A 21,963-nucleotide genomic window follows, 5' to 3' on the forward strand; every position below is an offset into this window, starting at 1 on the left:
GCACGCATGATCGTCGGTACAGCGGGGCATATCGACCACGGCAAAACCAGCCTCGTGAAGGCACTGACCGGCGTCGATACGGACCGGCTCAAGGAAGAAAAAGCGCGCGGCATTTCGATCGAGCTCGGCTACGCGTACGTGCCGCTCGAGAACGGCGACGTGCTCGGTCTGATCGACGTGCCGGGCCACGAAAGGCTCGTGCATACGATGACCGCGGGCGCGAGCGGCATCGACTTCGCGCTGCTCGTGATCGCCGCCGACGACGGCGTGATGCCGCAAACCCGCGAACATCTGGCGATCGTCGAACTGCTCGGCATCCGGCACGGGGCGATCGCGTTGACGAAAGTGGATCGCGTCGACGACCAGCGACTGCGCGAAGTGCACGACGAAGTGACTGCGTTCGTCGGCGATAGCGTGCTGCGCGACGCGCCGGTATTCGATACCTGCGCGACGCGCGCGGGCGATGCGGGCGTCGCGGCGTTGAATGCGCATCTGCGCGAACAGGCCGCTGCATGGCGCACGAAGCGCGATGACGGCCTGTTCCGCCTCGCCGTCGATCGTGTGTTCACGCTCGCGGGGCAGGGCACGATCGTGACGGGGACCGTCGTAGCAGGCAGCGTGAACGTCGGCGACACAATGCTGCTCGCGCCGAAAGATCAGCCGGTGCGTGTGCGCGGTATCCATGCGCAGAATCGCCCCGCCGAAACCGGCCGCGCCGGTCAGCGCTGCGCGCTGAATCTGGCGGGCATCGACAGGAGTGCGATCGAGCGGGGCGACTGGATCGTCGATCCGCGACTGTCGCAAGGCAGTGAGCGTATCGACGTCACGTTGACGCTGCTCGCCGACGCGCCGCACCCGCTCGAACACTGGACGCCGCTGCATGTGCATCTCGGCACGCAGCATCAGGTTGCGCATGTCGCGCTGCTCGAAGGCGATACGCTCGCGCCCGGTCAGCGCGCGCGCGTGCAACTGGTGTTCGAACGGCCGCTGTGCGCGGTGCCGGGCGATCGCTTCGTCGTGCGTAACGCTCAGGCCAATCGCACGGTGGGCGGCGGGCACGTGCTCGATCCGTTCGCTCCGGCGCGCAAGCGGCGCTCGGCGGAACGCTTCGACCGGCTCGACGCGATACAGACGCTGCTCGACACCGGCTCGCTCGATGCGCTGTTCGCGCGCGCGCCGCACGGTTTGTCGCGGGCGTTGCTGGAGCGCCTGACGGGCATGCCGGCAGCCACGTTCGCGTTGCCCGCCGGGACGCGCACGATCGAACTACCGGGCCATGACGCACTGCTGCTCGCGGACGCGACATGGCATGCCCTTGCCGGGCGCGTGACGAGCGCGCTCGCGCAATATCACGAGCGCTCGCCGGATGAATTGGGCCCGGACGTGTCGCGCTTGCGGCGCATCGCGGCGCCACTGGTCGACGACGCGCTGTGGCGCGCGTTGGTCGACGATGCGGCGGCGCGTGGCGAGCTCGTCAGACGCGGACCGTGGCTGCACTTGCCCGACCACACCGTGACACTCGACGCAGCCGATCAGGCGCTTGCCGCGACGCTGCTGCCCGAGATCGAGGCGGGACGTTTCGATCCGCCGTGGGTGCGCGAGCTCGCAAACGCGCACGGTGTGCCGGAGGAGCGCATGCGACAGTTGCTGCGCAAGCTCGCGCGTCAGGGCGAGCTGTTCCAGGTCGTGCATGACCTGTTCTATCACCAGCAGGTGATTCGCGAACTTGCGTCGATCGCGGCGACGGAGGCGCAGAAGAACGCCGGCACCGTGGCGGCCGCGCCGTTTCGCGACGCGACCGGACTCGGCCGAAAACGCGCGATCCAGCTTTTGGAGTTCTTCGACCGGGTTGGGTATACTCGCTTCCACCGTGGCCTGCACCTCGTGCGCACGGATAGCCGCTGGCTCGATCTGCGTTGATCCGGCTTTTGCGGCCTGTTTCTATCGGGCACGCGTCATTCAATCACCGTAGGAAGGCATTCGTATCCGGTGGTGCGGCTGGGCTTCAAACCCAGTTGAGGGCGTCAGACGCTCTCAGGTCGGTTCGACTCCGGCTGCCTTCCGCCATAAGAACATCGAGTCGCCGCTTGCTAAATCCTGTGCTGGCCGACATTGCCAGCGACTACGGTTTTGGCCGCGATCAGGCGCGCGCCATCGCTCTTGATCCTGAACAGCACCATCGCGTCGAAACGGAAGCGTTCAAGTCGGCGAATACCGGTGTCCGTTCGGTTCCTCACTTTGTCTTTGGGGAAAGCATTGCCATCAATGGAGGGCGCAGCGAAGACGAGATTGCTGCGGCAATACAAGCAGCTTCCGGCGCGATCTCTCTCTGACGCGGCTTCCTCAAATCCAATGACTCGGAACTCGGCGTACGCCAAGTCGATAAGGTTCTGCGATCCGTTGACTGTGTTGGCCGATGCCCGACCAACAAGACCGGCCGTCGGATGACCGCAATACTTCAAGAAGCGACGAAGGGACCGCGATCTTACGACCGACCGCAATGGATCGGGTTGAGTCCGTGCGCTCCCCAAACTCATCGCTCGGAAGCGGTCACTGGATTCAGCGGCCCGCAACCGGCCAGTCGGCAGTGCGCACTCCTGACCCGTTTCTGACGCTCGATGCAACACCGCCTTAACGACAGCTTTCAAGGTGCATCGGTCAATGCTGGTCGAGATACAGCTTGGCCAGTCGTACCTCCGGCCGCACCGTGTCCGCGTTTTGCGTGAGCGTGACAAGCTTCGCGTAGTAGAGTTGCGCCTTCTTATCGTGCGCCAGGTCCGCTGCTTTCGCCGCACCATACAGGCCACGCAGGCGGTTCGGGGTTGCTTGCATCGATGCCTCATACTCCTTCAGCGCATCGGCAGGTCGCTTCAGATCGAGCAACATTTCGCCCAGCAACTCCCGCATCGGGTAAAGCCGGTTCTCCATCGCGACCTGCTTTTCGCTGCCGTCCTCCAGATCGGCGGCGGCGTGCATCTGCTTGAGCGCCTGATCGTCCTTGCCCTGAAGATGATCCAGCCACGCCGAGGCGGCGAGGATTTGAATCTGGACCTGATCGGCCCAGTATGGCTGCTTGGCCTCTTCGAGCTTGGCGCGCAACTGCATGAGCATGTCGATATTGGTCTGCGCCATGTCCGCCTTGCTGCTGCGAGCGCAGCCTAGTGCACGGGCAAAATACGTGATTGCCTCAGCTTGCGGCCAGCGGCTGCCACGCGGCTCGAGCGTGGCAGCCTCCTGCCAGTCGCCGCGCTCGAGCGCATAGCGTGCCGGGATGGCAGCCAGCGCCGTGTAGACTGCCAGTCGGTCGAATGGAAATTTCGTGACAGCATTGGCGTCATCGCGCACCTGTTTTGCACGCGCGTCCTGGCCCAGCTGTAGATAGGCGTACTCCATGAAATCCCAGGAATGGGGCGCCCCTGTATGGGTGGCGCCCGGCCAGCTTCTGGCGGCTTCTTCCTGCATCACCTTCAGCGCCGCTTCGTTCGATTTGATGGATGCATCCCACATGCCGAGCATCGAGTAAATATGCGACGGCATGTGCAGGGCGTGCGGCGCCGCCGGGGCGATCTGCGCGTATTTGTTGGCAAACGGCAGTCCGCGCTTCGCGAGCGGCGGGTAGTCGTAGCTGTGGATCAGGTAGTGCGCGACACCGGGGTGGTCGGGCTGCTCACGGTAGATTTTCTCCAGGATCGTTGCAGCCTCGAGTTGGTTGGCGTACGTCTTGTCGCTGGGGTCCGCGGCCTCGTTGAGCGCAAGCGCATAGAAAATCGCGGCTTCCGTATCGTCGGGATATTTCTGCGTCAGGCGTGCCATCGCATGCTCGTATGCCAACGTGCGCTGGCTTTGTGGGACTTTGTCGTAGTCTTTGTAAAATGCTTCGGCAGCCAGCAGCCAATCGCGCTCCCGTTCGGTCTTGGGATCCAGCGCCAATCCCTTCTCCGCAGCTTCCCATCCGCGCTTGAGTGCCGTCTCGTCAAACGGCGGGACCAGCGGATTAGGACGCTGGGCAATTGCAATGCCCCAGTATGCAATCGCACATTGCGGATCGATCTGGGTCACGGCCTCGAACGCCTTGAGTGTCGAAGGGTAAAAGAAGGAATGGAGCATCGCCAATGCCTTCTCAAACTGGCTTTGTGCCGCAAGGCTGCACGAAGTGGGGAACTTCACGGTGCCGAACTTGCCGCCAGTCGGCGGCGCAGCGGGGTGTTCTTCGTGCTGGGCGAGCGCGGGAGCGGATGCGAGGACCGCGAGCAGGCATGCGGTTATTAGCTGCTTGTGATACATGATGAACATGATGACCTCCCCCGCAGGATGAATGGCAAACTTCACGCGAGATCGTCGAAAGCGGTGGTGCCAGGCGGCCCGACGGCGATGCCCATCGCAATGACATTGTCGTGGGCGAGGGCTCCGGGCGCCGTGGACTATTCCGACGGGAGTGAGTGGTGAGCACTCTTTTTCTAGTCAAGGCGTTACGTGCCCACAAGCTCGGAAACCCTAGGCGGCTGCACATTTTCACTAACGGATCGAACGCACAGACCAGTTGCAGCCGCTTAGCCATCAGCCCACCGCGCAGTCGTTCAAAGTTGGATTGGCCGCAAGGCACCGTCCCCGGCATTGGCCGATGAATAGGCTTGCATCGTCACTGATCGAACGGCCGGTTACGGGTGAGGAACGGACGCGTCAATGTCACTGGTACGGTTCGGTCGGATGGCCCTTGGTGGCCGCGTCGAGGCAATGCCACTGGCGATCTCCTCGCCGAAGACCGGTCATCGAGCGTGGCCGGACGAGAGCTGGGAGACCGAAGTGGATGGCGACCTCGACCGACCGCTTGTGGCCGGAGGACTAAACCCCTCGCGCGCCTCGCTCCATGCAGAAGGCATAGCCCCTTGAGTCATTCACTGATAACGACGAACCTAAACGAAGACCCGACTTGTGGGTCGATCGTCTTTTGCTGAAAGGGAGCATGAATGTGAGTGGTGCGAGCGTTAAAATCTGCGCGATCCTGGTTATGGTCCCCATAAGTTGTGGCTCGATCCACGCTGGCGCGCACACGGGTGAGAACATGGGTGCTGGCGCGACAGCGCAGCGGGTGGAGGACTCGACGTCGCGGCTTCAGAACAGGCCGGACAGCGCCGTGAGTCGTGACGTCCGCAGCGCCCTTAGGCGGACACCGCGCCTGGATGCTTCAGGGATTCGGGTCAGGGCGCGCCTCGGCGTCGTGACGCTGACGGGATGGGTGCCTGAGCACAGGCAGATCGCGCTCGCCGGCAACACGGCAAGATCGGTGCGCGGAGTCAGATCGGTGACGAATCAGTTGACCTTGCGGAACAGCCGTTAGCCAGCGATTCGAAAGAATGAAGCCATTGCGGTCCTTCGTACCTCAGCGAGTTCGACCTATTGTGAATGGCCGTTTCCGGGCACTTCGAGCAGGCGTTATCGAATCGTTTCAGCCATTGGACTTTCTCGTAAGCAGACGACCGCGTCGGGAATGGGCGCGCCAGCGCGAGACGTGCGCCCGCACGATGCGCGATGCCTACCGAACACCGCTTCCCTATCAGGGTCGCCCGGGTCATCGAAATATTTGAGGAGGGCAACTGTGAATCTAGCCGGGACAGTTCGTCTTCGAGCTAACAACAACGAAGATTCGTAGTCCAATCCGTCTCCGAGTGCCGACCACGGACGCAAAGCTGTTTCCCGAGGTGGATAAGAGAGCAGAGGGGCTACTGCCAATGGCACTACCCAGGAGGAACCATGCTCCCGCTCATTCTCGGACCACGATACAACATCCGCGTCACCTGCGATGCCAGCCCCAGCAATGACCGAAGCGAATCGACGCTAGAAGTCAATCCGACCAATCCGTACAACATGGTCGGGTCGTCCAAACGATTCACCGACCCCCACACCTATGCGTTCTCACTCGCCGCGTATTCGACATTCGACGCGGGCCGATCGTGGCAGGAGGCCGCGCCGCTCGGGCTGCTCGCGGGTTGGGACGGCGTGTCGGATCCGACGGTCGCCTTCGACGATGTTGGCGGCGCGTATCTCGTTGCTCTGCCGTTTCAGGGCCCGGAACCGATGGCCATTGCGGTCTACAAGTCGACGGACGGTGGTTTGACCTGGTCTGCGCCGAACCTCATTCACTCGGCGCAGGGCGATGACAAGCAGTCGGCCGCGGGCGATACGAATCCCGCAAGCCCCTATCACGGCCGCGTCTACGCCGCCTGGGACGGTCCGGGTGGCATGCTGTTCGGGCGCACGATCGACTACGGCGCCAGCTGGCGCGGCACCGGTGCGAGCCCGGTCGGAACCTCGCTCGCCCCCGACTCCTTCGGACCTCAGGTCGTGGTGGCCGCGGACAGCAGCGTCTACATCTTCTTCATCGCTGGCAACGACATTCAGTTTGTCAAATCCACCGATGGCGGGGACTCGTTCTCGAACCCGGCCACCGTCGCGAGCGGAATCACGGGTTTGCCCGGCCAGCTACCCGGTGGGACGTTCCGAACGCCTACGGTCGCGACGGCCTGTGCCGGCGCCAACGCGACCGACCTGGTGGTCGGCTGGGCCGACTATCGACAGAACGTCGCGCGCATCTACTATGCGCGATCCAACAATAGTGGCGCCAGCTGGCAGGCCGGCACCGGCTCCGGCATGCCGTTGCTGAGCGGCGGCGCCGTTTCCGCGCCGGATCAGCACGAGTTCCAACCCCAACTCGCCTGCACGCCAGACGGAGACGTGGGCTGCGATTTCTATCTCTTCGGGCCGAAGGGCGGCGGCACGACGCCGCTGATCGACGTGGTCCTGACCGTGTCCGCCGACAACGCGGCGAGTTTCGTGGACCGAGTGACGGTGACGGAGATGCCATGGGACCCGACAGTCGATGCCGTTTGGGCGCACGGCGATCCGAACATCACCTTCATCGGTGATTACTTCGGTCTGGCGGCGAGTCCGCTTGGCTTCTTCCCGTTCTGGATGGATACACGCACCGGAACCCAGGAGATGTTCACGGCACGAGTCGCGGTCCGTCCCGCGAACGTCTACATCCGGGACTCCTCGAGCGACACTGGAACAGTCCCGTCACCCGGCAATCATTGGGAGGCCCCGGACCTGATCGTACGCCGGCAGCAGGACGGCAATACGGTCTGGGTCGATCAGGATCTGTTGCGCGACGGTGTGACGGATCATTTCATCTACGGCAAGATCACCAACCTGGGGCCCAATCCCGCGGAGAACGTCACGTTCGCGGTTACCGTGGGCAACTATCCCGCGCTCGATGCGCTGCCCGGGCTAGAGTTTCGTTATCCGCAGGATTGGTATCCGGGCGACTGGCAGACTGCGGCGGTCCAGCAGAGGCACCTGTATCTGGGTGAGAGCGCACCGCAGAATCTGACGGTGGGCGCTACGCGCATCTTCGGTCCCATTCGCTGGCCGGCCGTGCAAATTCCTCAGGAGGGCACGTGGCACCCCTGCCTGCTGGCCGAGGCGCGTGGCAACAACAATGACTCCGCAGGCGGGCTCAATGGGGCGCCGGTGCTGGTCGCGCCCGGTACCTGCGATTACGGTAGCTACTTCTGGGGCGACAACAACGTCTGTCAGCGCAACCTCTCATATGCCCATGTCTTCGCCAAGGCCGAGAGCCTGATCGAGTTGCCCTTCATCGTAGGTAGTCCGTACAGTCATGCAAGGCTCGTCGAGGTTATCGTCCACAAGGACGGCCGGCTCGACGGCGTGCCGATGATTCTCGAACTGCTTCCGCCCAGGAAGGGAGAGAAACCGGCTGTACCTGACAAGACCCACCTGCATGGCGCCAAGCTTGCCGGCAAGCATTGGAACCTGACCCATCGGGTGGCTGGAGTCGGCTTTGCGATCGAGCCGGGGCAGATTTTGCGCCTGAAGCTGTCGGTCAGGATGCCAGAAAACTTCGATCTCGACGCGCCCGCCAAAGTGACCCTGTTCCAGCGCAACGACAGCCATGTCATGACCGGCAGCGCCATCCTGGAACTGGTTCGCGTTCATGCCACGCAAGCGGACAAGGAACCTAAGAAACGTGATGCCAAGGCGCGCAACAAAGGGCGATAAGGGCGATGACACCACGCATGACTGAACCTGTCGTCTTCACCTGCCTCGACGCGGCCAAATCCGGCCATTCGACAATGTTGACCAGATCGTCAACAATCCATGAGCTTGTTCGAAATCAACGCGAAGAACGAACGCGTAGACTTTAAATTCGTCAGCGCCGATATCAAATCAACCCGGAAGAGCTATGCCGAATTTTTCATGGGAACCGCTGGATTTTCTGGAGGTTCTTAATGTGGTGCCGATCGAGGAAGAGTACGGAATTTCGTATCGGTACGTTGTCTCCCGGACACCGGTGGTCCTGAGTCTAACAATATGGGCCACTTAGCTGTGACGTGGAACTTTTGATCAGTTATGAAGGAGTAGCAGAGCCGCTAGTACGGCTCAATTTGTTGGATTGTCCGGGGCACGGGTCGTGCGAGACGATTGCCGTACGCACATTGAATTTTCAGCCGCGAACTTGTTCAACGGGCGCTACGATTGCGCGGACGCGCCACCATACGGATTCCGTTTGCAGATTCAGCCGTCTATCCAGCTCTCAACATTTTCCCATCCTGTCTAATCGCATCTGACGTCTGCGAGGGGCGTCTCACCCGCGCTTCTCATGGCGGCACGCGGCCAACAAGCGTCCTTCGCCTTGACCGTCAGACGGACGTTCAGACGTCGGCTCCGCACTGCAAACGGTCACTGGCCTTCGGTTGGTTGTTGTCGGAATAGTAAGCGTGTGATAACACGCGCCGCACTACGAACGGGCATGGAAGTTCCACGCGAAGGCGCAAAACGCTGAGATATTGACGTGCCCCAGCGATGCTAACGGCTATTCTTCAGACGCAGCGACTCACGCGTTTCCGGCCGGCTCTGCGGGTCGTCGGCAGCCATTCCGTACACACGCCGGAAAGGGGGCTGTATGTCACATCCAGGACTACTTCGGCCCGCGCGACGCGCACTGCGTCGACAGCAATCGCGCGGATACGTCTGGCTCGCCGTCGGCGTTTCGCTGACTGGACTGTCCCTGACACCCTTGGTGTTCGCGGCGGGTGTGCTTCCACAAGGCGGGACCTACGTCGCCGGCGCGGGCACGATAGCCAGCCAGGGGAATGGTCTCTTGATCACGCAACCGGGTTCGACGCGCGGCGTGATTGACTGGAACAATTTCTCGATCGGCAGGCACAACAGCGTGACGTTCGACAACGGTTCGGGCGCGACGCTGAACCGGGTAACGGGTGGCACACCTTCGGCCATTCTGGGCAGCCTCAGTGCGACGGGAAGCCTCTATGTGATCAATCCGCAGGGCATCGTCGTGGGGTCATCGGGCGTAATCACAACGGGCGGACGTTTCGTCGCGTCCACTCTGGATGTCTGCAATGACGCCTTCATGCAAGCCAGCGGCGCGCTGACACTCTCGGGCGACTCCGATGCAAGTGTCATCAACCTCGGTAGGATCAGCTCCAGCGGCGGCGATGTGTTCCTGATCGCGCGGGGCGCGGTGACCAATGCGGGCGCCGTCTCCGCGCCCAACGGCACGGCGGAACTGGCCGCAGGCGAACAGGTACTCCTGCGGGATTCGGGCAGCAGCAGGCAGGTGTTCGTGCAAACGGGCAGTCAGGGCACGGTCATTAACAAGGGGCGGATAACGGCCGCACAGGTCGGCCTGCAGGCCGCCGACGGCAACGTGTATGCGCTCGCCGGCGGCGGTGCGCGCATCCGCGCAACCGGCACGGCCAGCCGCGACGGACACGTCTGGCTCGTTGCCGACAGCGGCCGTGTCGATCAACTCGGCAAGATCGCCGCAAGCAACGCGGACGGCAGCGGCGGAACGGTCGATACACAGGCGGCACAACCGACCTTCGGCAAGCACGCGGTGGTCGATGCAGGTCAGTGGAATCTCTCAACGCCTGCTTTCACGATCGATGATGCCGCCGCGCATGCGTTGCAACGCAGCCTGAACGCGGGCACCTCGGTGGATGTCGAGACGACGGGCGCCCACGGGGCGACGGGCGATCTGGGCGTCGCGGCGAGCATGCGCTGGTCCGGTCCGGCTTCGCTCACGCTCGCCGCGTACCACGACGTCTCGGTAGCGACGGCTACGACCATCGCGAACTCCGGTGCGGGCAACCTGACGTTGCGCGCGGACGCGTCGGGAATTGACAACGGCGGCAGCGTCATCAACACCGGCACGATTGACTGGTCGCGCAGCACGGGCATCGTGAGTGCATTGCATGACATAACCGGTGAATACTTACCCGGAAACATCCTCTCAAACAGCACATGGTCTGCCGCTCCAGACAGTGGTCTGGTGACGCAAGTTACCGTCTATGCGCTGGTGAATACCGTCTCACAGCTGGGCGCAGTTGGACTCAACCCCTCGGGCAACTACGCGCTCGGCAGGGACATCGACGCGACGCCTCCGCCCGGTGAATTCAGTCCGACCGTGGCTTCGTTCTCGGGCCAGTTTGATGGCATGGGACACACGATTTCGAATCTTTGGTTATCTGAATCGCTTTTCGGGGAGATCGGGTACTCGGGCGTCGTTCGGAACCTCAACATTCAGGGCACTGCCAACTTGCCCAAGTCTGACGCCTGGGCGGGCTTTCTCGCAGACAGGAACGACGGCACGATCGCATCCGTGCATTCAAGCGGCAGTGTTACTTCAATCGGCCGTCTTTCAACTGGAGGACTTGTGGGCTTGAACTTCGACGGCACGATCACGCGTTCCTCAAGCACCGCCGACGTTTCATCTGATTCCGCGACGGGAGGCCTGGTCGGAACCAACAGCTTCGGCGTAATCCGGCAATCGTTCGCATCGGGCGATGTCACCTCGACCCATCTCCAAGGAGCGGGCGGTCTGGCCGGCTACAATTTTGGCGTTATCACAGAGTCTTATGCGACTGGAACAGTTCATGTGCAGCCGCAATGTGACACCGTCAATGCGTGCGGGGGTGGGCTAGTTGGCGGGACTTCAGGCACGATCAGTCAGTCGTTCGCAACCGGCAAGATTGACCAGCCATCCGGACCTGCAGGGGGGCCGGGCGGCATCGCGGATTACAACGCAAATTACATCGCGTCTTCCCCGGGGACCATCACCAACGATGTCTACTGGGATACGCAAACGACAGGCGCGCCAGTCGGCGTCCGCACCACGATCCTGGGCGCGAACCTGGGTAACGCTCAAGGCTTGACTACTATGCAGATGAGCACGCCATCCAGCTTTGGTCCTACATACGACTTTAGCCCAGGCGGCGTTTGGGCGATGCCCGCGGGAGCGACGCATCCGATATTGCAGTGGCAACTGGCACAATGAGACCGCCTGTTATCCACAATCGTCAGTGAACAGTCATCCTGTCGCATTGTGGCGGCAATGGGTCAACCACCAGCCGCCGCAATGACTGTTGATTGGTGACGGACCGAAGACGAGTTCATAGTTGAAGGTGCGGTTGGCCGTTTTACTCTGATACCTGCTGTTGGGACCGCGAAGACCCGACTGTCGGCAATGGGGTCGGCTGCTGCCCGATGTCGACCGATCACGGGCGCATTACGTTGCCGGTTCGACGTCGGACCGGGTTCGGCCAGGTTCAGCCATCCACGATTCCACCGTGAGCGCCCGCTTCGCCGTACGCAGCAGCCGTCAATATAGCGTTCATCGCGACATCAGGTGATGCCGCGCTCATCGCCTGCTGAGTATCCTTGATACCCGTATCGCTGATGCTAAGGAATTGATGAATGACGACGACTTGCGCACTCCTCATCACCAAACCGCATAGTTCCGCGAAACACATCGATGCGAGATCGGATCGACGACCTTATAGGGTCGCCTCTGCTGATCCAGCACTTCTGTCCAACGCCTAAGTGTCGACGGAGAGGTCGAGCGAGCGCTAACGTACCGAACACCGAATCGACCGATCTCCTCGGTGCACTCGATTGGGACTGCTCTCGCCGAGATACTCGCAAGGTCGCACGGTAGAATTTCTATGGCGTACATGGAAGCGGCGTATCGAGATGCACGTCGCAAAGCTCCCATCGGTGCCCGGCTAACGCGGACGACGCAGCAGTCTCAATCAGCATTCGGACCGGCCGCTCGACAACATGAGTCATTCAGCCGGCGGTGTTATCCAACACCACCGGCAATGTTTGCTCAGAGATCGATCAACGAAGCACGGCCCAAATCAGGCACGTACAAACGCCAGCAGATCTGCGTTGAGCGTTTCCGCATTGACAGTCAACATGCCGTGCGAAAAGCTGGGGTAGGTCTTGAGCGTCCCGTTCTTAAGCAGCTTGATCGACTTGCGTGCCGAGTCTGCGATCGGGACGATTTGGTCGTCTTCACCGTGCAGTACCAAAGTCGGCACCGTAATCTCCCGGAGGTCGTCGGTCTGGTCGGTTTCAGAGAAAGCCTTGATGCCCTCATAGTGAGCCTTGGCGCTGCCCGTCATTCCCTGACGCCACCAGTTCTGGATCACGCCCGGATGTACGGTCGCGCCCGGACGGTTGAAGCCGTAGAAAGGCCCGGTCGGCACATCGACGAAGAATTGCGCGCGGTTGGCCGCGAGCGCCTGGCGGAATCCGTCGAACACGCTCAGCGGCAGACCTTCGGGGTTCGAGTCGGTCTTGACCATCAGCGGCGTAACGGCGCTGACCAGCACCGCCTTGGCCACGCGTCCCGAAGGCTGTCCGTGCTTTGCGACGTAACGCGCGACTTCGCCGCCCCCGGTCGAATGGCCGATATGCACTGCGTTGCGAAGGTTGAGCGCTTCGACAACCGCAAAGGCGTCCGCGGCATAGTGGTCCATGTCGTGGCCTTCGGACACTTGTGACGAACGGCCGTGACCGCGCCGGTCATGTGCGACGACACGATAGCCGTGCTGCACGAAGAACAGCATCTGCGTATCCCAGTCGTCCGATGACAGCGGCCAACCGTGATGGAACACGATGGGTTGTGCATCCTTTGGGCCCCAGTCTTTGTAGAAGATCTGAGTACCGTCCTTCGTGGTGACGTAGTTCATGTCAGCGATTCCATGTTGATGAGGTGCCGCAGTGTGCGCGCTGGCTTGATGCACTTCCGCCGAAGCGAGGCACGGCGCGCCAACCGCCGCTACGGCGGCGCCCGCGCCTGCCAGCAAAGCCTTGCGGCGCGCCAACGATGGCTGGTCAAACTGATCGTTCATCTACTTTTCCCGGTGATAATTGTTTTTTGTAAGGCGGCGACTGATCTGGGTACCGACAGGGACACCCAGCGAAATCGGACGCAAAGACTCGCGCTTTATGTCATTGCCAATGCTCAGCTCACACCTGCGCCTGACCACCGTCGGCAAAGATCTCGGCACCGTTGACGAAACTCGAATCATCGGATGCGAGAAAGACCACCACCTTGCCGATCTCCGACGGATCCGCAAGGCGACCCATCGGAATCAGCGAGGCGAGGTAAGTCAGCAAGCCTTCCTGGGCTTCCTTTGAGTCGCCAGCCAGTTCGGCCAGTCCGATGGTCTTCGTCGCACCGGGGCTCACGACGTTCACGCGAATTCCACGTTCTTTCAGATCAAGTACCCAACTGCGCGCGAGGTTGCGTACCGCAGCTTTCGATGCGCTATAAATGCTGAACGCTTGCGTGCCGGACGAGCCCGCAGTGGAGCCTGTCAAAATGATGGAAGCCCCTGCGCTCATCAGCGGCAACGACTTTTGAACAGTGAACACCAGCGCGCGCACGTTGCGATTGAAAGTGTCGTCGAAATGCTCCTCCGTGATCTGTCCGAGTGGCGCCATCGTTCCGCCGCCGGCATTGGCGAAGAGGACGTCGATCCGACCTTCTGCGGATCGAAGGGTCTCGATCAACGCGTCGAGGTCACTGTTCGATGTGACGTCACCCTTGATCCCGCGAACCCCATGTCCGATGTTGGCGCAGGCAGCGTCCAACTCTGCCAGGCGGCGCCCCGTGATGTATACCGTTGCTCCCTCGAGAGCGAGTTCCTTTGCCGTGGCCAAACCGATGCCGCTCGTTCCGCCCGTCACGAGTGCCACTTTTCCCGCCAATCGATTGCTCATCCTTAACTCCCTTAGAAAAAATCGATAGGCGAGACGGTAATCATTTCTGGCGCGCGAATATATATTCGACTTATTAAATCTTCTGCTATCGCGGGCCTAAGTCTTAAAAGGCCTCCTGCGCGAGCGATTCGATCAGGACCTTGGCTCAGACGGATTCATAGAATTTAAGAATCTAGAGGGGGAAAGCGATCGGCACTCGGCGTAATGTGTCGCCTCGAGACGCTGGCAAGAAAATTGGCGCCGGAGGCGCGCCTTCGTTCCATTCCACGATGGGCGTCACGCGCACCCATTAAGAGACCGGCAAGACGGACACGCTGGAGACGCCCCTGCAAGGCTCAGGTACGAAAAGGACCAGACCGATGGACCAACAACACCTTCGGCATCGAACCGGCGTGAATCGGACGATCGCCGGAATACAGATCCCGACATCCCGTCTCGCCGCTGATGCAGCGATGATGGCTCGCACATGTCTGCCCGAGGTGCTCTATCACCACACATGGCGCATCTTTCTGTTCGGCTCGCTTCTGGCACGCCAGGAATCCATTTCTGTCGCCGCGGACACGTTGTCAGTAGCGGCACACTTTTCCTGCATGGGGCTGTCCGCGGAATATGCATCGTCACAGCAGCGAGATGCTCTATTGGGTTCCAACGTTAGCGTGTCCGCCAGAGGGCGCTAGCCGCGAGCAAGTTGAGACATCGGATTCGGTCCGCCTGGTCGCCTATCGCTCGCAGCGTTTTTCAATGCCCTTGGCCAACCACGAAGCGACGCTATCGACGGTCGCGGACATATGCCGGCGGCTCGATGGAATGCCTCTGGCGATCGAACTCGCAGCATCGCGAACGGCCAGCCTGGGGCTGGAGGCCATCAAGTCCAACCTCGACAGAAGGTTTTCGATCCTCACTGGCGGATCTCGCGACGCACTGCCGAGACATCAGGCGCTCAAGGCCGTCTTTGACTGGAGTTACCGACTGCTTTCGACAAACGAGCAGTTGCTCTTCCGCGTGATGGGGGTATTTGTAGACGGATTCTCACTGGAGGGCGCATGGTCGATTGCGACAGGCTTCGGCTTGACCTCTCAGGAGACGACTCGCTTGCAAGCCTCGTGTCAAAGTCCCTGGTTTCGATCGATCGAACCTGCGCGAGGCGATATCGCCTGTCGGATAGCACACGCGCCTATGCACTCGATTGCATGGAGGCGAATGGGGAACGCACAGTTGCCGACCGACTGCATGCAGAGTTCTTAAGGAGCCTTGTCGCCGATGCGCAGGTTGCAGTGAGAGAAGCTGCGGGAATCCACCCCCTGCACGTTCTCCGTCGCTAACCCACGTCTCTATCCCAACGCGCGCCAAGTATGCGGCCGCAGTGATTCGATCGCCGAAAGCGTTCGTCTAACCGCTCGAGAATGTCCGCGCCTGCCGTACTGTGTACGGGTTAGGGTCGATGAAGCATGCTACGTCCGACAGCTTCGAGATAGTCACGCGCAAAGCTTTCGCCGCGCGGAAATGCATCCACTATTTCTGTCCTTTCTGACCTCGTCAGAACACCAATCCCATCTCCGAAAAGGTCCATCCGTAAGGCGTGGGCAAGCAGCCGCGAAGTGGCTTCCATACGTTCCGGGAGCCCAAGGGTCGTGTGGATGGCGATCGCGTTCCATACGGTGCTGTGGATTTCTTCACTGATCTGGTTTTGCCGCAAGAAGCGCGCAGCACAATCTGCCGAATCAAGCTCGTATCACCGCTGATCTCAAGCGGTTCACGACCTGTCGCGATGACGCGCATATCGCAATTGTCCGCCGTTAAATCGCGTTCTTGGGGACCAGAGATCCTCTGCGCGCGATCAGCACATTGAGAACCGCGTACGCGCGATTTCCCAGTGGCACTCGAACATCATTCCGCGTCACCGTACGTCGTTCGAGATTCATTTCCAGCGGCCCAGCCGTCTCCACGGCGGATCGATTTACGGACAAGCGAAACGATTCCACGTGATCGCTCGTTGAAATCAACTTCTGGCTCTCTATCGACTGGGCTTTCAAGGACATACTGGAACTTCACTGACTGCTGAGTTACTGCGCGGCGTGCGTGTTGTCGCTCGAATCGAGGGCGCGCAAAAAGCGGCGAACCGTGTTGGGCATTCGGTAAGCGGCGCGCGAGCCTTCGAAGTTTCGAAAAACGAACGCGCTATCAATCACGCCACTCAGTGCCTCGAAGGAGGCCTCTTCAGAAAGTCCAACCGTGCGAGCGATGGTGCTCAGGTCCTTTAGCGATGCATGTTGCCGACTGCTGGCGAAATGACTAAGGATCTTCTGTTGGTCACTCGGCAGATGGTTCCAGGTCCACGATAGCGCTGAGGTCAGCGACTCGTGTCGGGCATCTCCCATGTGCCTGATGACTCGCTTGGGTAACTCGATATCGCGCTCGAATAGCGCCCGTACAGAATCAACACCCAGCAACGCAGTTTGACGCGCGACAAACTCGATTCCTAGCGGCAGACCGTCTACCTCTTGCACCATCTCCCTGAGATAGGGAATCAAGCCGTCGTCGGTATAGGTGGATGCGCGCACATCAGACGCTCGCGCCACAAACATGTCGATGGCGGTACTGAGGTCGCGCTCGTCACAATCGACTCGAAACGGTTCCACGTAGACAACGTCCTCCATGGAAAGTCTCAATGGCGCTCGCGAGGTTGCGATCACAGAAAGCGCTCGCCCGGCAGCGTGCATGGCACTGACGAACTCCGCGACGCGCTCTGCGACGAGGTCGCAATTGTCGACAAGAACGAGCGTGTGCTGCCCCGGTGATGGACCATCGGTCGACCCGGCCGTCTGAATCAATAATTGTTCAATGTGACCGAAGGCATCGGTAGCGGCGGCACCGCTTGCCATCGACAGATAGAGGGTGCGAACCGCGCCATGTTGCTCCAGTCGTCTTGCGGCTTCCAGCGCCAGCCGTGACTTTCCGCATCCCGCCGGACCAACAACAGTGAGTAACGGTCGGCGCTCCTGCACTCGAATGATCAACTGACCCAGGAGCGCTTCGCGTCCGAAGAACTCGTCAAGATAGAGTGGCGGCTTGTACATCGCCAAATCAATCGAAGCGGTGCTCACTAAAGGGTTCACGGGCGCAATAACTGCCGACGCGTCGCCCGGCCGCTCCAGGCGATAGCCACGGCCAAACACATTCTTGATGAGCCCCTTGTGGCGACCGAACAACTTTCGGAGCGCACAGATCTGAACCTGAATGTTGTTTTCTTCGACGATCGTCGTCGGCCAGACCTTGGCCATGATGGCTTCGTTCGAAACAAGAGCGCCGTGGGCGTCGATCAGCATCTCGAGCAAATCAAAGGCACGACTACTGATTTTAACGGGTGAGCCCGAGCGTAAGACCTCGCGGGACTCGCGCAGCACCTCGATTTCGCCGAATTTCATCTCACCCTCGCTGGACCCTTTCCTTCACGGGAAACGGCGTTCGTCGTGCCTCAGGACCGCGACCCGCAACACGCTGTGCACCCGCCCCGATCCCAACCGCGAGGAATCGACCCGGTCGATTGACGAATTGTACCGGCCAAAAGGACGATTCGTCGGGGCCGCAGCCTGTTCAAAGACAGATTTCAGATTCTTTAATAGTTCATTAAGGACTGATGGACCGGATCCCGAGAACAATTCACATCGCCGAAGTCTCCTTCGTCAGGTTCCGCGGACGATAACGACCCAATATGTGGGCGCGGGACTCGAGCATCTGGAGACTGCAGTGATGGACGAGGCGGCGACCGCCTCGGCGTGAATGCAGATGACCCTTTTCGAAGCCGGCTCGCGTTCTGCTCATTGCGACGTCCCGAACGCGGCGCCAGGCGCAATTCAATCTGACCTGCAAGACACGACCAGGAATCCGCGTGATGCGCGATACCAGAGGCAACGATCCTTGGCTGGGCATTGTCCGCAATCTGTTGCTGGCGAAATCCGTGACTGCCGCGACGACACTCCTTTCGGCGACCTGCGCCGAACGCCGCATTCGTGTTGATTTCCGCGCACCGGGGGGCGCGTGCGGGGCCCGGATTGACGACGGAACACGCGCGGCACGCATCGTCAATGTGCTCGATCGCCTGAGCGATCACACCGTGGCGATTTCGTGGCGCGATGCGACGATGTGCCACTACAACGATCAGATCTGGCGCCTGGGCGTCGCCCGACGTCAAGGGGAGTGCGCGCTGACTGGCGAGTCAGTGGGCGTCGGAGAGGCCATCTATCGGCCCATCCCGATCACGCCTCCTCCGCTCAATGCCCAGGCCATGATTCTGGCGAGCGCGCTGGCCGGCGCCGTCAGTCATGGCGATGACCTCATTCAGGAACGTCCGAAGCGGCGTTCGTGCCGGCCTCGAATCTGAGGTCGAACGGACGCCGGATCGGCACAGATCCCTCACCGGCCGATCGGGACGATCGAACGCGAGTCGAAGCCATCACGCCTGCCTGCTGTCATCGCACGTTTTTTCTTCTCACCACCTAGCGAGGTTCCAATGAAATCAGCGTCAGAGCTTCTCACCACCTATCTTGACTCCATCCGCGACCCCAAAGCGGCCGCCGCGCTCTTCGCCGACGATGGCGTGCTCGAGCTTCCGTATCTCGCGAGCATCAACCCTAAAACCGGTGCACAGGGTCCAGCTGCCATCGAAACATTCATCGCGTCGCTACTCGCGGCGGTGCCGGACTTCGCCTTCAAGAACGCGAACATCCTGATCGATACGCCGGACCAGGCGTTTGGCGAGTATGAGGTGGAGGCGCGCGTCGTGACCACTGGCAAGACGTATCGGCAGATGTACGCCGGACGCCTCGTCGCCGAAAACGGAAAAATCAAACTGCTGCGCGAGTCGCTCGACACCGTCGCTGCTCAACGTGCGTTCAGCAAAGACGTCTGACCATCGCACGGGCCTGCTTGCGCCCATGTCAATCCCGCAATCCCGCAATCGCCCGCTCGCGCGCTCGAACTCACGCTTCGGCCGCGCTGCGAGCTGCCTCCCGCGACTGCACCCACGCAGGCGACTCGGTGTTCTCAGTATGTCCCCGGTTCCACCGAGTGACCCTTGCGCTCGGTTTCGTTCTTGTTGTCTGCATCTCAAGTCCTTCCGCGCAGGCTGCCGGAGCTGTCGCTTCAAGCGAACAAGAAGCCCGCTTTCTGTCTGAAAACGATCGGGCTATGACGGCTATGATGAATGGCATGTCCGTTCACCCGACGGGTGACGTCGATCAGGACTTCGTCGCAATGATGGTGCCTCACCATCAAGGCGCGATTGACATGGCACAAGCCGAATTGCGCCATGGGCACGATGAGCGGCTTCGCCGCATCGCTCAGGAAATCATCGTCGAGCAACAACAGGAGATCGTCGCCATGCGGCTCCCTCTGGGCCAGCCCTTGCCCGCTCCGGAGCCTGCGCCTGATCAACTGATGCCAGGGCCGTCCTCTGCCACTCGGACGACTCGGGCCCATGACCACACGAATATGAACATGTCGAAGGACGCGCAATGAAACCGCTTCTCACGCTCCCATCGATAATCTGCGCCGCACTGCTCGCATCGGCGCACGTTTGCTACGCCGGCCAGGCTCCAGGCTCCCTGTCTGACCCGGACATTCCGGTCAGCCACCACGATCGCGTCTATGCGGTCGAACAGTTCTCGAACACCGTGTCGGTGACCGATCCGACAGACAATAAGCTACTGGGCGTGGTCCGAGTGGGCCAGCCGGCACCGACGAATTTCGGCCCGCTGTATCGCGGACAGGTTCTGGTGCACGGGATGGGCTTTTCGCCAGATCACCGCACGCTCGCGGTGGTATCGATCGGCTCGAATTCGGTCAGCTTTATCGACACCGAAACCAATACGGTCAAGCACGAGAAAATATGGCTTTGTGTGTTCCTCGTTTAACCCCGAAATCGATGTGGTCGAGGTCAAATCGCATCAGATCGTGGGTCGTCTTCAACAGTCGAGTCCTTTCTGCCCCAACATCGCGGTATCCCCGGACAACAAGCAGGTCTGGATCACGCTCAAGGATAGCGGCAGGACGCAGGCATTTAGCGCACAGCCGCCCTTCGCGTTGCTGAAGACGCTGGAAACGGGACCGATCACGAACCACGTCAACATGTCCACAACGAGCATGGCATGCTCGCGTACGTCACTGTCGGGGCCCTGAATCGCGTCAAGGTTTTCCGCACCGATGACTTCGAGCAAGTTGCTGATATCCCCGTGGGCAATCTTCCGCACGGAGTCTGGCCGTCAGGAGACGGTACGCGAGTCTACGTCGGGCTTGAGAACGCCGACGCGCTGGCTGCCATCGATACTCGCACCAATACGGTTGTCGCGACCATTCCAATCGGGCAGGCACCTCAAGCCGTGGCCTATGTTCCAAATTCGGTTCCCGAAGGAGACGGCACGCAAAACCTTCAGTCGTTTGGGGGTAGCGGGGCAGGTGGCCAACGTCTATCTCTCGGCCATCGGCGCGGCACAAGCGGGCACGCCCCCGACGAGCGTTTCACTGTTTGATCAAGGCCTGCTGCAAGTTCTCCAGGCTGCCGTGTCAGGGCTCGAGCCGAAGCGCCCCTATGTCTTGGCGCTGGCCGACAAGGCAGACGCATCCGGTCCCCTCGAACCTCTTTCGAACTTCATGACCAATCCCGCGGGCGCTGCAGTCGTCAATGCCATTGGGCAAATCCGCGAACTCGTGGCGCAAGGCACGAGCGCGCCGGAGCACCGTCGCTATCTGGTCATCGCGCCTGTCACCGACGGCAAGCCCGGCTCTCCTGTCCAGTTGCAGCGGATGTAGTCGGGCAATACGGACCGCCCCCTAATTGCCCTTCACACGTGCGGGAAAGCATTCCAGCAACCAATCGATGAACACGCGGAGTCGATGCGTCACGTGTCGATTCTGCGGATACACGATATGAAACGGGTACGGTGGGGGGCGCCACTTGCGCAGGATTTCCACGAGTGTGCCTTCGTCGAGCGCGGCTCTGGCTGAATACGAAAAAGTCTGAATGATGCCCATGCCTGCAACAGCAGCGGCAAGGTGCGCGTTGCTTTCGTTGATGCCAATCCGATGGTCAACCTTGATCTCACTTTTCTCGTTGTTCCGCGCGAAGCGGAATGGAAGTGCCCGGCCGTTCTGCGCCGAGACGTAAGCAATCAAGCGGTGTCCGTTCTTCAATTCGTCTGGATAGGCAGGCACGCCATAGAGCTTCAGGTATTCGGGCGTCGCGCAGGTGACCATCGCCGCGTCGCCGATATGTCGCGCGATCAACGATGAGTTATCGAGCGGACCGCCACGAATCACACAGTCGACATTGTCTTCAATAAGGTCGACCGATCGATCCGACACACCGAGATCGATCCGGATGTCGGGATAGCGCGCCATAAAGTCGGGAAGCAATGGAATCAGCACGTCCCGCGCGGTCGATCCGCCGACGTCGATGCGCAAATGACCGCGCGGGTGTGATTTCGCCGAGTTGAACGACGAATCCATGTCTTCCAGGTCACGAAGGACGCGCGTCGCCTTCGCGTAATAGTCCTGTCCCTCGGGCGTCACGGTGACACGTCGCGTCGTCCTCTGTAGCAGCCGCACGCCCAGATGTGCCTCGAGCTCCCGGACCAGCTTGCTCATGGTCGCGTTTGGCAGATTGAGCGAGTCTGCCGCACGCGTAAAGCTACCCGCCTCGACGACACGCGCAAAGGCACGCATCGCCAATAACTGATCCATTCGAAGTGACTCCCTGGTAATGCCTCTGATTGTGCACAATTGTGCATAGTATTTTCATTATTGTCCATTTATCGAAGAATGTCCGCCCGGTACATTGACGCCATGCCTGAAGCGAAG

Annotated in this window: 14 protein-coding genes, 1 tRNA gene and 1 pseudogene; 11 read left to right on the top strand and 5 right to left on the bottom strand. The window is 60.8% G+C overall.

All coding sequences use genetic code 11. The features are described from left to right. Positions 1-6 precede the first annotated feature (6 nt). The 3 genes from selB to VSR82_RS31195 all read left to right on the top strand — a co-directional run bounded on the left by selB (position 7) and on the right by VSR82_RS31195 (position 2,333). Positions 7-1,920: a selenocysteine-specific translation elongation factor gene (gene selB, locus VSR82_RS31185; RefSeq protein ID WP_429456596.1), complete on the top strand. Its 1,914-nt coding sequence runs from the start codon at positions 7-9 to the stop codon at positions 1,918-1,920. Between the two features lie 51 nt (positions 1,921-1,971). Continuing rightward, positions 1,972-2,067, top strand: a tRNA-Sec gene (locus VSR82_RS31190). Positions 2,068-2,087: 20 nt separating this feature from the next. Continuing rightward, on the top strand, positions 2,088-2,333 hold the full coding sequence (locus VSR82_RS31195) for a hypothetical protein (protein WP_498858319.1): 246 nt from the start codon (positions 2,088-2,090) through the stop codon (positions 2,331-2,333). A 325-nt stretch (positions 2,334-2,658) separates the two neighbouring features. Here VSR82_RS31195 and VSR82_RS31200 read toward each other — a convergent pair whose 3' ends face one another. Beyond that, positions 2,659-4,329 carry a tetratricopeptide repeat protein gene (locus VSR82_RS31200; protein WP_498858320.1) on the bottom strand — a complete coding sequence of 557 codons (1,671 nt, stop codon included), beginning with the start codon at positions 4,327-4,329 and terminating at the stop codon, positions 2,659-2,661. A 733-nt stretch (positions 4,330-5,062) separates the two neighbouring features. Between VSR82_RS31200 and VSR82_RS31205 the strand changes: the two genes are divergently transcribed. The 3 genes from VSR82_RS31205 (at position 5,063) to VSR82_RS31215 (ending at position 11,374) form a co-directional block, all read left to right on the top strand. After that, positions 5,063-5,338 carry a BON domain-containing protein gene (locus VSR82_RS31205; RefSeq protein ID WP_410853168.1) on the top strand — a complete coding sequence of 92 codons (276 nt, stop codon included), beginning with the start codon at positions 5,063-5,065 and terminating at the stop codon, positions 5,336-5,338. 413 nt (positions 5,339-5,751) lie between these two features. After that, the gene (locus VSR82_RS31210; RefSeq protein ID WP_498858321.1) at positions 5,752-8,076 is read left to right on the top strand and encodes a sialidase family protein; all 2,325 of its coding nucleotides are present in this window, start codon (positions 5,752-5,754) and stop codon (positions 8,074-8,076) included. A 904-nt stretch (positions 8,077-8,980) separates the two neighbouring features. Beyond that, complete coding sequence (locus VSR82_RS31215) at positions 8,981-11,374, top strand: two-partner secretion domain-containing protein (RefSeq protein WP_498858322.1); 2,394 nt, start codon at positions 8,981-8,983, stop codon at positions 11,372-11,374. 862 nt (positions 11,375-12,236) lie between these two features. On the opposite strand, the gene VSR82_RS31220 is transcribed toward VSR82_RS31215, so the two are convergent. After that, entirely contained in the window at positions 12,237-13,073 is an 837-nt protein-coding gene (locus tag VSR82_RS31220; protein WP_184139175.1) for an alpha/beta fold hydrolase, read from the bottom strand. A gap of 280 nt (positions 13,074-13,353) precedes the next feature. After that, positions 13,354-14,109: an SDR family NAD(P)-dependent oxidoreductase gene (locus VSR82_RS31225; RefSeq protein WP_152854075.1), complete on the bottom strand. Its 756-nt coding sequence runs from the start codon at positions 14,107-14,109 to the stop codon at positions 13,354-13,356. A 359-nt stretch (positions 14,110-14,468) separates the two neighbouring features. Here VSR82_RS31225 and VSR82_RS31230 point away from each other — a divergent pair, with 359 nt between their 5' ends. Next, a complete protein-coding gene (locus tag VSR82_RS31230) occupies positions 14,469-14,786 on the top strand; it encodes a hypothetical protein (RefSeq protein WP_498858323.1) in 318 nt (105 codons plus the stop codon). A gap of 1,386 nt (positions 14,787-16,172) precedes the next feature. On the opposite strand, the gene VSR82_RS31235 is transcribed toward VSR82_RS31230, so the two are convergent. Beyond that, positions 16,173-17,534, bottom strand: coding sequence for an ATP-binding protein (locus VSR82_RS31235; protein ID WP_498858324.1), 1,362 nt, complete (start codon positions 17,532-17,534; stop codon positions 16,173-16,175). Between the two features lie 467 nt (positions 17,535-18,001). On the opposite strand from VSR82_RS31235, the gene VSR82_RS31240 reads away from it, so the two are divergent. The 4 genes and pseudogenes from VSR82_RS31240 (at position 18,002) to VSR82_RS31255 (ending at position 20,916) form a co-directional block, all read left to right on the top strand. After that, positions 18,002-18,490, top strand: a complete 489-nt coding sequence (locus VSR82_RS31240; protein ID WP_498858325.1) for a DUF3331 domain-containing protein — start codon at positions 18,002-18,004, stop codon at positions 18,488-18,490. Between the two features lie 129 nt (positions 18,491-18,619). Next, the gene (locus tag VSR82_RS31245; protein WP_184138923.1) at positions 18,620-19,018 is read left to right on the top strand and encodes a nuclear transport factor 2 family protein; all 399 of its coding nucleotides are present in this window, start codon (positions 18,620-18,622) and stop codon (positions 19,016-19,018) included. A gap of 158 nt (positions 19,019-19,176) precedes the next feature. Beyond that, a complete protein-coding gene (locus VSR82_RS31250; protein ID WP_498858326.1) occupies positions 19,177-19,626 on the top strand; it encodes a DUF305 domain-containing protein in 450 nt (149 codons plus the stop codon). Next, positions 19,623-20,916: pseudogene (locus VSR82_RS31255) on the top strand (YncE family protein). Before VSR82_RS31250 ends, VSR82_RS31255 begins: the two are co-directional and overlap by 4 nt. A 21-nt stretch (positions 20,917-20,937) precedes the next feature. Here VSR82_RS31255 and VSR82_RS31260 read toward each other — a convergent pair. After that, positions 20,938-21,846 carry a LysR family transcriptional regulator gene (locus tag VSR82_RS31260; protein WP_184139176.1) on the bottom strand — a complete coding sequence of 303 codons (909 nt, stop codon included), beginning with the start codon at positions 21,844-21,846 and terminating at the stop codon, positions 20,938-20,940. Positions 21,847-21,963 lie beyond the last annotated feature (117 nt).

The organism is Burkholderia sp. JPY481 (assembly GCF_038900515.1).
GTDB lineage: Bacteria > Pseudomonadota > Gammaproteobacteria > Burkholderiales > Burkholderiaceae > Paraburkholderia > Paraburkholderia youngii.

What these genes read in the sequence shown, in the direction of transcription:
- selB (WP_429456596.1), top strand. Translation starts at nt 7, where the DNA reads ATGATCGTCGGTACAGCGGGGCATATCGACCACGGCAAAACCAGCCTC.
- VSR82_RS31205 (WP_410853168.1), top strand. Translation starts at nt 5,063, where the DNA reads ATGGGTGCTGGCGCGACAGCGCAGCGGGTGGAGGACTCGACGTCGCGG.
- VSR82_RS31210 (WP_498858321.1), top strand. Translation starts at nt 5,752, where the DNA reads ATGCTCCCGCTCATTCTCGGACCACGATACAACATCCGCGTCACCTGC.
- VSR82_RS31215 (WP_498858322.1), top strand. Translation starts at nt 8,981, where the DNA reads ATGTCACATCCAGGACTACTTCGGCCCGCGCGACGCGCACTGCGTCGA.
- VSR82_RS31220 (WP_184139175.1), bottom strand. Translation starts at nt 13,073, where the DNA reads ATGAACTACGTCACCACGAAGGACGGTACTCAGATCTTCTACAAAGAC.
- VSR82_RS31225 (WP_152854075.1), bottom strand. Translation starts at nt 14,109, where the DNA reads ATGAGCAATCGATTGGCGGGAAAAGTGGCACTCGTGACGGGCGGAACG.
- VSR82_RS31230 (WP_498858323.1), top strand. Translation starts at nt 14,469, where the DNA reads ATGGACCAACAACACCTTCGGCATCGAACCGGCGTGAATCGGACGATC.
- VSR82_RS31235 (WP_498858324.1), bottom strand. Translation starts at nt 17,534, where the DNA reads ATGAAATTCGGCGAAATCGAGGTGCTGCGCGAGTCCCGCGAGGTCTTA.
- VSR82_RS31240 (WP_498858325.1), top strand. Translation starts at nt 18,002, where the DNA reads ATGCGCGATACCAGAGGCAACGATCCTTGGCTGGGCATTGTCCGCAAT.
- VSR82_RS31245 (WP_184138923.1), top strand. Translation starts at nt 18,620, where the DNA reads ATGAAATCAGCGTCAGAGCTTCTCACCACCTATCTTGACTCCATCCGC.
- VSR82_RS31260 (WP_184139176.1), bottom strand. Translation starts at nt 21,846, where the DNA reads ATGGATCAGTTATTGGCGATGCGTGCCTTTGCGCGTGTCGTCGAGGCG.